Annotated in this window: 13 protein-coding genes; 5 read left to right on the top strand and 8 right to left on the bottom strand. The window is 70.0% G+C overall.

Going from position 1 to position 14,746, the window contains the following annotated elements:
- Positions 1-121: 121 nt before the first annotated feature.
- Genes ACPYIS_RS09735 through queG form a run of 4 tightly spaced genes read right to left on the bottom strand, consistent with a single transcriptional unit; the run spans position 122 to position 3,811 of the window.
- On the bottom strand, positions 122-850 hold the full coding sequence (locus ACPYIS_RS09735) for a hypothetical protein (RefSeq protein WP_424859413.1): 729 nt from the start codon (positions 848-850) through the stop codon (positions 122-124).
- Positions 847-1,854 carry an MlaD family protein gene (locus ACPYIS_RS09730; RefSeq protein ID WP_424859414.1) on the bottom strand — a complete coding sequence of 336 codons (1,008 nt, stop codon included), beginning with the start codon at positions 1,852-1,854 and terminating at the stop codon, positions 847-849. The genes ACPYIS_RS09735 and ACPYIS_RS09730 overlap by 4 nt, the downstream gene beginning before the upstream one ends.
- A 4-nt stretch (positions 1,855-1,858) precedes the next feature.
- A complete protein-coding gene (locus ACPYIS_RS09725) occupies positions 1,859-2,644 on the bottom strand; it encodes an MlaE family ABC transporter permease (RefSeq protein ID WP_299018771.1) in 786 nt (261 codons plus the stop codon).
- Positions 2,645-2,653: 9 nt separating this feature from the next.
- Positions 2,654-3,811, bottom strand: coding sequence for a tRNA epoxyqueuosine(34) reductase QueG (queG, locus tag ACPYIS_RS09720; RefSeq protein WP_424894596.1), 1,158 nt, complete (start codon positions 3,809-3,811; stop codon positions 2,654-2,656).
- Between the two features lie 35 nt (positions 3,812-3,846).
- Here queG and tsaE point away from each other — a divergent pair, with 35 nt between their 5' ends.
- The 5 genes from tsaE to miaA all read left to right on the top strand — a co-directional run bounded on the left by tsaE (position 3,847) and on the right by miaA (position 10,062).
- The gene (tsaE, locus tag ACPYIS_RS09715; RefSeq protein ID WP_424894595.1) at positions 3,847-4,371 is read left to right on the top strand and encodes a tRNA (adenosine(37)-N6)-threonylcarbamoyltransferase complex ATPase subunit type 1 TsaE; all 525 of its coding nucleotides are present in this window, start codon (positions 3,847-3,849) and stop codon (positions 4,369-4,371) included.
- Positions 4,368-5,783 (top strand): N-acetylmuramoyl-L-alanine amidase, encoded by a 1,416-nt coding sequence (locus ACPYIS_RS09710; protein WP_424859416.1) that lies wholly within the window; start codon positions 4,368-4,370, stop codon positions 5,781-5,783. The genes tsaE and ACPYIS_RS09710 overlap by 4 nt, the downstream gene beginning before the upstream one ends.
- Positions 5,783-7,663: a DNA mismatch repair endonuclease MutL gene (gene mutL, locus ACPYIS_RS09705; protein WP_424859417.1), complete on the top strand. Its 1,881-nt coding sequence runs from the start codon at positions 5,783-5,785 to the stop codon at positions 7,661-7,663. Before ACPYIS_RS09710 ends, mutL begins: the two co-directional genes overlap by 1 nt.
- 61 nt (positions 7,664-7,724) lie before the next feature.
- A complete protein-coding gene (locus tag ACPYIS_RS09700; protein WP_424859418.1) occupies positions 7,725-8,969 on the top strand; it encodes a multidrug effflux MFS transporter in 1,245 nt (414 codons plus the stop codon).
- A 10-nt stretch (positions 8,970-8,979) separates the two neighbouring features.
- Positions 8,980-10,062, top strand: a complete 1,083-nt coding sequence (gene miaA, locus ACPYIS_RS09695) for a tRNA (adenosine(37)-N6)-dimethylallyltransferase MiaA (RefSeq protein WP_424859419.1) — start codon at positions 8,980-8,982, stop codon at positions 10,060-10,062.
- 28 nt (positions 10,063-10,090) lie between these two features.
- Here miaA and ACPYIS_RS09690 read toward each other — a convergent pair whose 3' ends face one another.
- From ACPYIS_RS09690 to ACPYIS_RS09675, 4 genes are read right to left on the bottom strand one after another with little or no spacing between them, the layout of a single operon-like run.
- On the bottom strand, positions 10,091-11,050 hold the full coding sequence (locus ACPYIS_RS09690; RefSeq protein WP_299020859.1) for an NAD(P)H-dependent flavin oxidoreductase: 960 nt from the start codon (positions 11,048-11,050) through the stop codon (positions 10,091-10,093).
- 10 nt (positions 11,051-11,060) lie between these two features.
- Positions 11,061-12,851, bottom strand: a complete 1,791-nt coding sequence (locus ACPYIS_RS09685; RefSeq protein ID WP_299020861.1) for an acyl-CoA dehydrogenase — start codon at positions 12,849-12,851, stop codon at positions 11,061-11,063.
- Positions 12,852-12,911: 60 nt separating this feature from the next.
- A complete protein-coding gene (locus ACPYIS_RS09680; RefSeq protein WP_424859420.1) occupies positions 12,912-13,853 on the bottom strand; it encodes an electron transfer flavoprotein subunit alpha/FixB family protein in 942 nt (313 codons plus the stop codon).
- 16 nt (positions 13,854-13,869) lie between these two features.
- Positions 13,870-14,619: an electron transfer flavoprotein subunit beta/FixA family protein gene (locus ACPYIS_RS09675; protein ID WP_299020864.1), complete on the bottom strand. Its 750-nt coding sequence runs from the start codon at positions 14,617-14,619 to the stop codon at positions 13,870-13,872.
- Positions 14,620-14,746: the final 127 nt, after the last annotated feature.

The following is a 14,746-nucleotide window of genomic DNA, read 5'->3' as shown; positions in this document are numbered from 1 at the left end:
GTTCAGCGGCAGAGTCACACCAGCCGACTGAAACGATAGAAAGCCAAAAGGCGTGGCGAATGCAAAGGTTGCCACACGCGGATTGTGCCGCAAGTGCGGGCTGCACAGGGGCCCGGGGAGCTCAACGCCCCTGGTCCGTCGGGGGCGCCTCTGGCCCCAGGACCCATGCTTGCCGACGACGGGCACGCGCCGCAGCCTCGGCGTCCCCGGCGGCATCAGCCAGGCGGGCCTGTACCCCCAACCAGACCGCCAGCGGCCGCCGCCAGCCCTGCGCCGAAGCGGTATCGACCAGAACGGCCACGCCGGCCGCATCGAGCCGGCCTGCCCGCCACACGACGCTGCCCGCAACCAGCCGAGCGAGCGGGTCGGGCACCGACTGCAACGCCAGCACCAACTCACCGGGAGGCGCCCCCTGGAGCAGCCGCTGGGCCACGGGCTGGTGGGCGGGCGGCAGCGCGGTCACGGTCGGCGCAGTCGTGGGCACATCGGGCCATGCGAGCCACGCGGCGTATGCCTGCAGCGCGGGGCTGGCATCGGGCAGGTAGGGCTGCGCGGCGGCGCACCCATCCCACACGAGCGCGGTTTGCTCGATGGCGCAGCGCGACAACGCCACGTGGGCCAGCACGTCGGCGCGGCCGGTGGCGGCGGCGGCCTGGAGTGCCCGGTGCCACTGGGCTTGAGCCACCCTTGCCTGACCCGCCAGCGTCGCGGCCATTGCCTGCTCGACGGCTTGGCGCACGTCGAGCTGCCAAACGGGCGGCGGCGTGCCCGCACAGCCGGTCAGGGCGGCCATGACGCCGACGGCCAGCCAACGGGTCAGCATCGACCAGGGGGCTTGTCGCGGGCTCATGGCAGACGCAGCTCCGGGTTGGCGCCGAACGGCCAGCGGCGCTGGATGTCGAGGATCATGCCGTCCACGCGGCGCAGCGTGGTTTCGACCTCGGCGCGCAGCGCGTCCAGGTCTTGGGTGGCGGTGCGCGCGTTGGCCGCCACACCCTGCGCCTCGACCAGCACCGCATCCACCCGCTGCAGCGTGGCGCGCAAATCGAGCAGCAGCTCGCGCGCCTGCCGCACACCGCCCTGCACGTCGTCGGCCAGCCCTTGCGCGCCAAAGACGCGCTGATCGGCCTGCTGCACCAGGCGTTCTGCGCGCTCGGCCACCCCTTGCAGGCGCTGCAACAGGCGTCGCACATCGTCCACGGCTGCGGTCACGCGCTGGCGGTCGGCATCGTTGCCCATGAGCACGCCCAACACCCCTTCGCGCCCGTTGGCGCGGGCGAGCAGCTGTTGCAGCTCGCGCAGACTGGCGTTGAGCGGTGCGTCGGCGGCGGTCATGGCTTTGATCTGCTCCAGCAGCTCGCGCGCAGTGTTGACCATGCGCGGCAAGTCGGCCAGCGCGTCGCCGCGCAATACCGGCCGCTTCGCCCCGTCGGGCAGCAGCGGCCCCTCCAGCACACCGGTGTAAGCCCGCAGGCGCACACCGCCGACCAGCCCCCGCTCCATGGTGAAGACACTGCCCTCGCGCAGCCAATGCGCCTCGCGCCGCACCACGTCGATCACGATGCGCACCGTCCCGTCGGGGGCCAGTTCGATGCGGCGCACGCGCCCGATGGGAAACCCCGAAAACGTCAGGTCCATGCCCACCGCCACGCCCTCGGCGTCGTCGGCGGTCAGCACCAGGGTCTGCGTCGGCTCGAACACGCCACGCGCGTACAGCACATACAGCGTCGAGGCCAACAGCAGCACACCCAGCAGCACCAGCAGGCCGCGCGCGCGGCGCTCGACGGCCGCCGCGATCGCGGGCGGCTCCCGATCGGCATGGGCTGGCGGCGGGGAGTCGGACACCGGGTTCATGGGCTCAATAATAGTTGCCGATCAGCGACAGCAGCTCCACCAGCAACAGAACGGCGGCGGTGCGCACCAGCGCCCGCACGTCGCCCTGGGGCGACGACTCGAACGCCGCCACCATGGGCACCAGCGAGATCGCCAGCGCAAACCCCAGCGTCTTGAACACGAAGATCAACGCGACCGCGGGCGAAAAGACATGTCCGACGGCGCGCGTGTAGGGGGCCAGGGCCCACGGCGTGAAGCCGTACAGGTTGAGATAGGCCAGCACCAGCGCCAGCACGGCGCTCAGCATCACGAGCAGCAGCGTGGCAAACACCCCACTGAGCACGCGCGGCAAGGCCAGCTCGCGCAGCGGATCCTGCCCAGCGCGGCGCAGTGCATCGAACGTGCCGCCGTCGCGCAGGGCTTGCAGCGCCCGCCCGTGGCCCACCGTGACGCGCAACAAGACGAACAACGCCGCCGTCAGGGGAATGAGCTCCAGCACCAGCACCCGCACCACCATCTCGACCGCATACTGCGTCAGCCCATAGCTGATGGCGGTGACGACCACGATACGGATGAGCACTTGCCCGAACAGCGCCGACAGCACGGCATACCACCACACCGCGGGCACGGCAGCGGCGACCAGTTGCTCGGCCAGCGCGTGCCAGCGCGCGCCGCGGTAGCTGGACGCCATGCACGCCCACGCCAGCACCCGGCCCGTCAAGCGCAGCCACTCGCCCCAGTGGGCCAGCGCGGCCAGGGGCCCACGCCGGGCGGGGATGGCGACCAAGGGATCACGGCGATCGGCGCTCATGGCGTCATCCTAGTCCATCAGGGCCCAGGCGACGTGCTCGCGCACCAGTACGGGCGTGTCGGGGTCGGCCAGCGCAGGGGCCAGCGCCGACTCGATCGCGGCTTGCTGCGCAGTGTCGCCCCGCGCACGGGCAGCCGCGCGCGCATTGCCCAGCGCCACGGCCAGGTTGCGCCGCCAGCGCTGGTAGCCGATGCGCCGGATGGCGCTGCCCTCGGTGTGGCGCAAAAACTCGTCCTCCGACCAGGCCCATAGCGGCAGCAGTCGCGGGGCGGCCAGGGCCTCGCGGGCGTCGAAATCCGGCAGCGGGCTGCGGCGCGCGTACTTGTTCCAGGGACAAATCAACTGGCAATCGTCGCAGCCGACAATGCGGTTACCCAGCGCGCGGCGCAGCGGCACGGGGATCGGCCCCTCGTGCTCGATCGTCAGGTACGAAATGCAGCGGCGCGCATCGAGCCGGTAGGGCGCGACGATGGCACCCGTCGGGCACACGTCGATGCACGCCTGGCAGCGGCCGCAGTGCGCCGGGTGCGCAGGCGTGGGCGGCAGCGCCTGGTCGATAAAAATCTCGCCCAGAAAAAACATCGACCCCGCGTCGCGGTGCAACGCCAGCGTATGCTTGCCGCGCCAGCCCAGGCCACTGCGCGTGGCCAGCTCCACCTCCAGCACCGGTGCCGAGTCGGTAAACACGCGCGTCTGGGGCGCGGGCTGCCCCGCCGCGACCCACTCGGCCTCGATGCGCTGCGCGAGCTGCTGCAGCCGCCGCCGCAGCACCTTGTGGTAGTCGCGTCCGCGGGCGTAGATCGAGACGACGGCAGCGTCCGGGTCGGCCAGCCGCGCCCACTCGCGCGCGCGCCAGTCCTCGCCCGCGTCACGCGGCAAGTAGTCCATGCGCGCCGTGATCACGCTCAGCGTGCCCGGCACCAACTCCGCCGGGCGGGCGCGCCGCAGCCCATGGCGCGCCATGTAGTCCATCGTGCCATGAAAGCCTGCGGCCAACCAGGCCAGCAACCCAGGCTCGGCATGCGACAGGTCGACGGCACTGACGCCGATCTGGGAAAATCCCAGCGCGCGCGCCCAGCCGCGGATGCGCTCGACCCAAGCGACGCCGGTGTCCGGTGTCGGCTGGGCGGGCGCATCGGCCCCGCTCGGCGTGGGTATTGGCTGCATGCGCCGCGATTGTAGGAAGTCCCCGAGAAAGATCCATGTCTTCGTCCCCCACGCCCCCGCCCACCGCCACGCGCGACTGGCTTGCCGCCAGCGAGGACGACACCGCGCGCCTGGCACAACGGCTGGCTGCAGCCATGCAGGCCGACGCGTCGCTGGCCGACGCGCTGCTGACCCTGCGCGGCGAGCTGGGCGCGGGCAAGACCACCTTCGTGCGCCACCTGCTGCGGGCGCTGGGCGTGACGGGGCGCATCAAGAGCCCGACCTATGCCCTGGTCGAGCCCTATGAGCTGCCCGCCACCCCTGCGTGGGGCGGCCCCCTGCCCGCCTGGCACGCCGATCTATATCGCTTCGACGACCCGCGCGAGTGGGAGGACGCGGGCCTGCGGGAACTGTTCGCCGGGCGCGGGCTCAAGCTGGTCGAATGGCCGGACAAGGCCGGCCCGCTGCTGCCCATGCCCGACCTCGACCTGCTGTTGCGGCACACCGACGACGGTGGCCGATACATCACCCTCAGCGCCCGCTCCGCGCGTGGCGTGGCCCTGCTCGACACCGCTGCATGAGCCGATCGCTGAACGCCGAACGCCGCGCCCTGATGAGACACCTGCACGCACTGCTGGTGCTGGCAGGATTGGGGGGCAGCTGGCCCGCCTGGGCCGCGCGCGTGGTAGGCGTGCGGGTGTGGCCCGCACGCGACTACACGCGTGTCACCATCGAGTCCGACACCGCCTTGCAGGCCACCACCCTGTACGTGGCTGACCCGCCGCGGCTGGCGGTAGACATCCGGGGTGCCGACCTGCTGCCCAGTTTGCAAGAGCTGGTACAGCGCATCCAGCCCGACGACCCATTCGTGGCGCGCGTGCGCGTGGGACTCTACGACCCTGACACGGTGCGGCTGGTGCTCGACCTCAAACAACCGGTCGGGCCGCAGGTATTCCAGCTCGAGCCGGTGGCCGCGTACCAGCACCGGCTGGTGCTGGACCTGTACCCGCTGACCCCGCCGGACCCCCTGGAAGAGCTGATCGCACGCCACGTGGCACGCGCCCCGGCGCCAACGTCCGGGGCCGACGCGGCCATATCACCGTCCACCCACACCGCTGGGCCGCCCGCTGTGGACGAAGACCCCATTGCCGACTTGATTGCGCGCCGCGAACGGCAAGAAGTCGCCCCGCCCCCGGCGCCACCGCCGGCTGAACGCGCCCCGGCGGCCCGCCCCACGCCCAGCCCCGACGGCCCCCGCCGCGCACCCAGCGAGCGCCTCATCATCGTCGCCCTCGACCCCGGCCACGGGGGAGAAGACCCCGGCGCGATCGGCCCCGACGGCACCCGGGAAAAAGACGTCGTGCTGGCCATCGCGCACCGCCTGCGCGAACGCCTGGATGGCACGCGCATCCAGGGCAACCCGGTGCGCGTGTTCATGACGCGCGACGCCGACTTCTTCGTGCCGCTGCACGTGCGCGTGCAAAAGGCGCGCCGCGTGCAAGCCGATCTGCTCGTGAGCGTCCACGCCGACGCTTTCTTTACCCCGCGCCCACGCGGTGCCAGCGTCTATGCCCTCAGCGACAGCGGGGCGTCGAGCGCCGCCGCGCGCTGGCTGGCCAACCGCGAAAACGCCGCCGACCGCATCGGCGGCCTACCCGTCAACGTCAAGGACGTGACCGTGCAACGCACGCTGCTCGACATGAGCATGACCGCGCAGATCAACGACAGCCTGCGCTTAGGCGCCACCCTGCTGCGCGAGATCGAGCGAGTTAGCGTCCTGCACAAGCCACGCGTCGAACAAGCCGGCTTTGCCGTGCTGCGCGCGCCCGACATCCCCAGCGTGCTGGTGGAGACCGCCTTCATTAGCAACCCCGACGAAGAGCGCCGACTGCGCGACCCGGCGTTTCAGGCCCGCATCGCCGAAGCGCTGGAGCGCGGCATCCGGCGCTACTTCGAGCGCAACCCGCCACTGGCGCGCAATCGGTCCACCTGATGAGCCCCGACGCCCCCATCCCACGCCGCGCCATCCGCCCCCTGCCCGACGAGCTCATCAGCCAGATCGCTGCGGGCGAAGTGGTCGAGCGGCCCGCCTCCGTCGTGCGCGAGCTGGTCGACAACGCCCTCGACGCGGGCGCGCGCCAGATCACGGTGCGCCTGGCTGGTGGCGGTGTGCGCCTGATCGCGGTGGAGGACGACGGCATCGGCATCCCACGCGAGGAACTGCCCGCCGCCGTGCAACGCCACGCCACCAGCAAAATCCGCGACCTGGCGGAACTCGAATCCGTGCTCACGATGGGCTTTCGTGGCGAGGCGTTGGCCGCCATCGCCTCGGTGGCCGAGGTGACGCTGGTGTCGCGCCCGGCCGACGACCCCGATGGCCATGCGTGGAGCCTGGACGCCCGCAGCGGCGAACTGCGGCCGGCGGCCCGCCCACCCGGCACCACGGTCGAGGTACGCGAGCTGTTCTACGCCACCCCCGCGCGGCGCAAATTTCTCAAAAGCGACGCCACCGAGCTGGCCCACTGCATCGAAGCCGTGCGCCGCCACGCCCTGGCGCGCCCCGACGTGGGCTTTGCCATCTGGCACGAGGGGCGGCTGGTGCAGCAGTGGCGCGCGTGCACCGATCTGGACGCCACACTCGCGTGGCAGCGCCGCATCGCCGACGCGCTGGGCAGCGATTTCGTGGGCGACAGCCTGCCGCTGCAGGCCAGTGCCGGGCCACTGTCGCTGCACGGCCTGATCGGCCTGCCCGATGCAGCCCGCGCACGCACCGACCGCCAGTTTGCCTACGTCAACGGCCGCTACGTGCGCGACCGCGTGATCACGCACGCCGTGCGCAGCGCCTACGACGACGTGCTGCACGGCCAGCGCCAGCCGGCGTACGTGCTGTTCCTCACGCTCGATCCGCGTGCGGTGGACGTGAATGTGCACCCGACCAAAATCGAGGTGCGCTTTCGCGACAGCGGCGCCGTGCACCAAGCGGTGCAGCGCGCGGTCGAAGCCGCCTTGGCCACCCCCCGCAGCCGCACCATCGGCCCCACGGCCACCCCCGCGCCCGCTGCACCCGCACCCGTGCCCTCCCCGCTGCCGCGCGGCCCCGGGGACTGGGACACCACCCGCTACCAGCGGCCGGTCGGCCTCGACCTGGGCGTGCGCGAGCCGCTGCCGCGCCTGCCGGGTTGGCCCGACCCGCCGCCGCGCCCATCCGAGCCCGCCGCCCCGACATTCCCGCCGACCCCCACCGCCGCGGTCGCCACGGACGCCCCAGCGAACGGCGAATGGCCGCTGGGCCGAGCACTGGCGCAACTGCACGGCATCTATATCCTGGCCGAAAACGCCCACGGCCTGGTGCTGGTGGACATGCACGCCGCGCACGAGCGCATCGTGTACGAGCGGCTCAAAGCACAGTTCGACCAGCTGGGCGAGACGGCCATGCCGAGCCAGCCGCTGCTCATCCCGGCCACGTTTGCCGCCACCCCGCTGGAGGTGGCCTGCGCCGAGCGCTGCGCCGACGACCTGCAGCGGTTGGGGCTGGAGGTGGTGCCGTTGTCGCCACAGACGCTGGCGGTGCGCGCCGTGCCCGTGCTGCTGGCCCACGCCGATGCGGTGGCCCTGGCGCGTGCGGTGCTGGCAGAACTGGAGCAGCACGGCGGCGGCCGCTGGGTACTGGAGCGTGCGCGCAACGAGCTGCTGGCGACCATGGCCTGCCACAGCGCGGTGCGCGCCCACCGCCGCCTCACCGTGGAGGAAATGAACGCCCTGCTCCGCCAGATGGAAGCCACCGAGCGCAGCGACCAGTGCAACCATGGGCGCCCGACCTGGCGCCAGCTCAGCCTCCAAGAGCTCGACGCGCTGTTTCTGCGCGGTCGCTGAGGCGACGCCGGACGGCTCGCGCCCAGGCCTGCACGCGGGCTGGGTTTGGTAGCATCCTGTCATGCACGCATCCGCTACCGGCACGCCCCCCATGACACCGGGGTGGGTCGTCGTCTTCCTTTCGCTGCTGCTGGGCATCCAGCCGCTGGCCACCGACCTGTACCTGCCCGCGTTGCCGGCCGTCACGGCCGCCTTTGGTGCCCCCATGGCCCAGGTCCAGGCGACGCTGACCGCCTTGCTGCTGTCGTTCGGTGCCGCCCAGCTCGTGTGGGGGCCGATTTCCGACCGCTTCGGCCGCCGCCCGGTGCTGCTGGTCGGTCTGGCGGCGTACACGCTGGCCTCGATCGGCAACACACTGGCCACCACGATCGAGCAGCTCATTCTGTGGCGCATCGTTCAGGGGGCGGCCATGGGTGCCTCGGTCATGGGCGCGCGCGCCATCGTGCGCGACCTGTATGGCCCGACCGAAGGCGCGCGCATGATGTCGCGTGGCCTGACCGGGCTGGGCATCTTCGCCTGCATCAGCGGCCCTCTGGGCGGTTGGCTGACGGAGCACTACGGCTGGCGCGTCACGCTCGGGGCACTGGCGGTGTTCTCGGCGTTGGCGCTGGCACTGGTGGCGCTGCGCTTTCGCGAGACGCTGCCCGCCCCCAACCCGCGTGCCCTGCAACCGCGCGAGATGCTGCGCATCTGGGCTCGCATCGTGCGTCACCCGACGTTTTGGGCCTGGGCGCTGCTGGCCGCCACCTCGTATGGCGGACTGTTTACGTTTCTCGCCACCTCGTCGTTCGTCTTCATCACCGTCTTGGGTCTCAGCAAAACCCAGTACGGCTTGCTGATGCTGTCGATGTCAGCCGTCTACATCGCGGGCACCGTGTTGTGCCGGCACTTGATTCCACGCTGGGGTGTGCGGCGCACGGTAGCGCTGGCGGCGGGCTTTACCCTCACCGGCGGGACGCTGTGCGGCGTGCTGGCGCTGCTGGGCTGGCACCACACCTGGGCCATCATGGGACCGTACTACCTGTTCATCCTGGCACACGGCGTGCACCAGCCCTGCGGCCAAAGCGGCGCCGTCTCGCCATTCCCACAGGCGGCCGGGGCGGCGTCGGCGCTGGCGGGTTTCATCATGATGCTCACCGCCTTTGGCATGGGCACCTGGCTGGGCCAGCACATGTCCACTGGCCCCGACGGTGGGGTGTACCCGCTCACCAACGGTCTGTGGTTCTGGTCCGTGGTCATCGCCACCGTGGCCTGGACACTGGTGCAGCGCCATGGGGAGGTTCGCTCGCCAGTGCGGCCGCGATAATCGCGGACCCATGACTGCCCCTCCCCTCCACCCCACCGATGCCGCACCGAGCGTTGCCTGGCTGGCACTGGCGGGGCCCACGGCCAGCGGCAAGACGGCAGCGGCGCTGGCGGTGGCCACGCGCTGGCCGGTGGAGATCATCAGCGTGGACTCGGCGTTGGTGTACCGCGGCATGGACATCGGCACGGCCAAGCCAACGGCAGTCGAGCGCGCGGCGGTGCCGCACCACCTGATCGACATTCTGGAACCGACGCACGCCTACAGCGCCGCCGAGTTCGTGCGCGATGCGCGGCGGCTGCTGGCCGACATCCGCGCCCGCGGGCGATGGCCATTGTTGGTCGGGGGAACGATGCTGTATTTCAAGGCGCTGTTCGAGGGGTTGGACGACCTGCCCCCGGCCCAACCGGCCGTACGCGCAGCGATCGAGGCACGGGCGCAGCAGTACGGTTGGCCGGCGTTGCACGCCGAACTGGCGCGGGTCGATCCGCTCACCGCGGCGCGGCTGCCGCCGACCGACGCGCAACGCATCGGTCGGGCGCTGGAGGTGTGGTACACCACTGGTCAGCCGTTGTCGGCACTGCAGCGGCGCTGGGGGGGCGAGGAGCGAAAGCACGGCGAGCAGAGAGACGCTCGCCCCGCGCTGCTCATCGATAGCCTGCCGGGGCACCTGCTGTCGTTGGAGCCGCGCGAGCGCGCCTGGCTGCATCAGCGCATCGAGGCCCGCTTTGCCGCCATGCTGGACGATGGGTTGCTCGATGAGGTGCGCGCCCTGCGCGCGCGCGGCGACGTACACCCAGGGCTGCCGTCGATGCGATGCGTGGGTTACCGACAGGCGTGGGAGGCGCTCGACGCCGCCGCCGCGCACGGGCGCGACACGCTGAGCGCTGACGAACGGCGCGCGCTGCAAGAGCGTGGGGCCGCCGCCACACGCCAACTGGCCAAGCGGCAGCTCACCTGGCTGCGCTCGATGCCGCACAGGCACGTCATCGCCATCGATGACCCCCTGACGGCACAGACCGAGCTGCTGGCCGCCGTGCGTGCCGCCTGGGGCCCAGAGGGCAGCGCTCCTCTGCCGCTGTCGACACTGGCCTGATACAGACCAGCGCGGCGGTCAACCCGGCTCACGCCCCCGCGCACAGGCGCGCGCGAGCCTCGTCGTACTCTTGTTTGAGGCGCGCCACCACCTCGGCCGCCGGGCGCACCGCATCCACCACACCAATACCCTGACCACAGCCCCAGATGTCCTTCCAGGCCTTGGCGCCTGCCGAGGCGAAATTCATCTTGCTCGGATCGCTCTCGGGCAGATGGTCCGGGTCCAACCCCGCCGCACGGATCGAGGGCTTGAGGTAGTTGCCGTGCACGCCGGTGAACAGATTGGTGTAGACGATGTCGTCCGAGTTGCACTCCACGATGCACTGTTTGTACGCGTCGCTGGCACGTGCCTCGTGTGTGGCGATGAACAGCGAGCCGATGTAAGCGAAATCGGCCCCCATCGCCTGCGCTGCCAGCACCGCACCGCCCGTCGCGATGGATCCCGACAGGGCCAGCGGCCCGTCGAACCACTGGCGGATCTCTTGGATGAGCGCAAACGGGCTTTTGGTACCCGCGTGCCCCCCCGCGCCGGCGGCGACCGCGATCAGGCCGTCGGCGCCTTTCTCGATCGCCTTGCGGGCGAAGGTGTTGTTGATGATGTCGTGCAGCACGACGCCGCCCCAGCCATGCACGGCCTGGTTGACGTCCTCGCGTGCGCCCAGACTGGTGATGACGATGGGCACTTTGTACTTGGCACACAGCGCCATGTCGTGCTCCAGCCGGTCGTTGCTCTTGTGCACGATCTGGTTGATGGCAAACGGCGCGGCGGGCTGATCTGGGTGCGCGCGGTTGTGCGCATCGAGCGCCTCGGTGATTTCGGCCAGCCACTCATCGAGCTGCGAGGCCGGGCGCGCGTTGAGCGCTGGCATGGCGCCCACGATGCCGGCTTTGCACTGCTCGATGACGAGCTTGGGATTGCTGATGATAAACAGCGGCGAGCCGATGACGGGAAACGGCACGCGCTGCAAAACAGTGGGCAAACGGGACATGAAAGCTCCTTCAGTACGTATCGAGCGCCATGTCGGCGATGGCGTCGTGACCCGCAACGATGCTGTCGCGCCAGCCGCCGCAGCGGGTCAGGATGTGGTCGGCGTAGAAGCGGGCAGTGGCGATCTTGGCCTGCATGAACGCGACATCCCGCCCGGCGGCCAGCTCACGCTCGGCCACGAGCAGCGCGCGCGCCATCTGCCAGCCCGCCATCAGGTTGCCCGCCAGCATCAGATAGGGCACGCTGCCCGCGTACGCCGCCACCGGGTTGGCCTTGGCTTGCGCAGCAATGAACGCCACCACCTGCTCGTAGGCCTCGCGGGCCGCCTGCAGGCGCACCTGCACGGCGCGCGCGGCGTCGCTGCCACTGGCGGCCAGCGCCGCTTCGGTGGCCTGGATTTGCCGGGCGATGGCCAGCGCCGTCGTTCCACCGTCGCGCGCCGTCTTGCGGCCCACCAGGTCGTTGGCCTGAATGGCCGTCGTGCCCTCGTAGATCGTCAAAATCTTGGCGTCGCGGTAGTGCTGCGCCGCGCCCGTCTCTTCCACGAAACCCATGCCGCCGTGCACCTGCACACCCAGGCTGGTCACCTCGTGGCTGATCTCGGTGCTGTAGCCCTTGACCAGCGGCACCATGAATTCGTAGAAGGCCTGGTTCTGGCGCCGCACCGATTCGTCCGGGTGGTGGTGCGCGGCGTCATAAGCGGCAGCGGCCACCGTCGCCATCGCGCGGCAGCCCTCGGTGAGCGCGCGCATGGTCATGAGCATGCGGCGCACGTCCGGGTGGTGGATGATGGGCGCGGGGCCGGCCACGCTGCCGTCGACCGGGCGGCTTTGCACGCGGTCGCGCGCGTACTGCACCGCTTTCTGATAGGCCCGCTCGGACAGGCCGATGCCCTGCAGACCCACGGCGTAGCGCGCGGCGTTCATCATGATGAACATGTACTCCAGCCCGCGGTTTTCTTCACCGACCAGATAGCCGATCGCCCCGCCGTGGTCCCCGTACTGCAGCACGCACGTCGGGCTGGCCTTGATGCCCAGCTTGTGTTCGATGCTGACGCAGTGCACGTCGTTGCGCGCGCCCAGGCTGCCGTCCGGGTTGACCAAGAATTTGGGCACGATGAACAGGCTGATGCCCTTGACGCCCTCCGGCGCCCCCGTGACGCGCGCCAGCACCAGGTGCACGATGTTTTCGGCCATATCGTGCTCGCCGTAGGTGATGAAGATCTTGGTGCCAAAGATCTTGTAGGTGCCGTCGGGCTGGGGTTCGGCGCGCGTGCGCACCAGCGACAGGTCCGAGCCCGCCTGCGGCTCGGTCAGGTTCATGGTGCCAGTCCAGCGGCCCTCGATCATCGGCGGGATGTAGGTCGCCTTCTGCGCGTCCGAGCCGGCGGTCAGCAGCGCCTCGATCGCGCCATCGGTCAGCAGCGGGCACAGGGCAAAGCTCAGGTTGGCGGCATTGAGCATCTCGGTACACGCTGCGCCGATCGTCTTGGGCAAGCCTTGACCACCGAACTCGGCCGGGTGTTGCAGGCCCTGCCAGCCACCCTCGGCGTACTGGCGGAAGGCGTCGGCAAACCCGGGTGTGGTGCGCACCGCGCCGTCTTGCCACCAGGAGGGGTTCTTGTCCCCCTCCCAGTTCAGGGGCGCGATCACTTCCTCGTTCAGACGCGCGCACTCTTCCAGCACGGCCTGGGCCGTCTCCAGGTTGGCGTCCTCGAAGCCAGGCATCTGGGCAATCTGGTCCAGCTGCGCCAGGTGCGCCATCGCAAAGAGCATGTCTTTGACGGGGGCTTTGAAAGTCATGGGGTCACTCCTCGGGCAAAAAAAGGGCATCCCGCGGATGCCCAGCCATCGAACACGGCGTCACAGCGCCTTGACCAGTTCTGGCACGGCCTGGAACAGGTCGGCCTCGAGCCCGTAGTCGGCGACGCTGAAGATCGGCGCTTCCGGGTCCTTGTTGATCGCCACGATCACCTTGGAGTCTTTCATCCCCGCCAGGTGCTGAATGGCGCCGCTGATGCCCACGGCGACGTAGAGCTGTGGCGCGACGATCTTGCCTGTCTGCCCCACCTGCCAGTCGTTGGGCGCGTAGCCCGCATCGACCGCGGCGCGGCTAGCGCCGATCGCCGCACCCAGCTTGTCCGCCAGTGGCGTGATCACCTCGTTGAACTTCTCGGCGCTGCCCAGCGCCCGCCCGCCCGAGACGATGACTTTGGCCGCTGTCAGCTCCGGGCGGTCGCTCTTGGCCAGCTCGCTCTTGACGAAGGCGCTCTTGCCGCTGTCGGCCACCGCCGGCACCGGCTCCACGGGCGCCGCACCGCCGCTGCCCGCGGGGTCGAAGGCGGTGGTGCGCACCGTGATGACATGCTGCGCATCGCCGCTTTGCACCGTCGCGATCGCGTTGCCTGCGTAGATCGGGCGCTCGAACGTGTGCGCATCGACGACGGCGGTGATGTCGCTGATCTGCGCGACGTCGAGCTTGGCAGCCACGCGTGGTGCGACATTGCGCCCGCCCGCGGTGGCCGGAAACAGGATATGACTGTAGCCCGCGGCCAGGGCCAGCACCTGAGCGGCCACGTTTTCGGCCAAACCGTGCGCCAGCGCGGGCCCGTCGGCGTGCAGCACCTTGGCTACGCCGGCAATCTGGGCGGCAGCTTGCGCGGCCCCTGCGGCGTTGTGCCCGGCCACCAGCACGTGGATGTCGCCGGCCCCGGCGGCTTGCAGCTTCAGCGCCGCCCCCACGGTGTTGAGGGTCGCGCCCTTGAGGGTGGCGTTGTCGTGTTCGGCGATGACGAGAATGGTCATGGCGCGTGTCCTTTCCTCAGATGACCTTGGCTTCGTTCTTGAGCTTGTCCACCAGCGTGGCAACGTCCGGCACCTTGATGCCCGCGCTGCGCTTGGGTGGCTCGGCAACCTTCAGGGTCTTCAGGCGCGGCGTCACGTCCACGCCCAGATCGGCGGGCTTGACGGTCTCCAGCGGCTTTTTCTTGGCCTTCATGATGTTGGGCAGCGTGACGTAGCGCGGCTCGTTGAGGCGCAAGTCGGTGGTGACGATGGCCGGCAGCGTCAGCCGCAACACCTCCAGTCCGCCGTCGACCTCGCGCGTGACCTCCACCGCCTCACCCTGCACCTCGACCTTGGAGGCAAACGTCGCCTGTGGCCAATCCGCCAGTGCCGCCAGCATCTGCCCGGTCTGGTTGGCGTCGTCGTCGATGGCTTGCTTGCCCAGGATCACCAGGCCCGGCTGCTCTTTGTCCACCAAGGCCTTGAGGATCTTGGCCACTGCCAGCGGCTGCAGCTCCTCGTCCGTCTCGACCAGGATGGCGCGGTCGGCACCGATGGCCATGGCGGTGCGCAGCGTCTCCTGGCATTGCGCCACGCCGCACGACACCGCCACCACCTCGGTGGCCACACCCTTTTCCTTCAGGCGCACGGCTTCCTCGACGGCGATTTCGTCGAACGGGTTCATGCTCATCTTGACGTTGGCAATGTCGACACCAGTGCCGTCGGCTTTGACGCGCACCTTGACGTTGTAGTCGACCACGCGCTTGACGGGGACGAGAATCTTCATGCTGGCTCCTGTGGGTGGTGGAGAACGACGCCGACTTGACGTTTACGTCAACGTCAATCGTTCGCATTGTACGGGGAGGACCCCGTGAAAAAACGAACGATCGTTCGTTTTTCGTGCATTATAGGGG

Origin of the sequence: Tepidimonas sp. HKU78 (assembly GCF_049860815.1) — a bacterium.
Classification (GTDB): domain Bacteria; phylum Pseudomonadota; class Gammaproteobacteria; order Burkholderiales; family Burkholderiaceae_C; genus Tepidimonas.
Note: the sequence above shows the minus strand (reverse complement) of the source record. Positions and strands in the feature narration are given on the sequence as shown.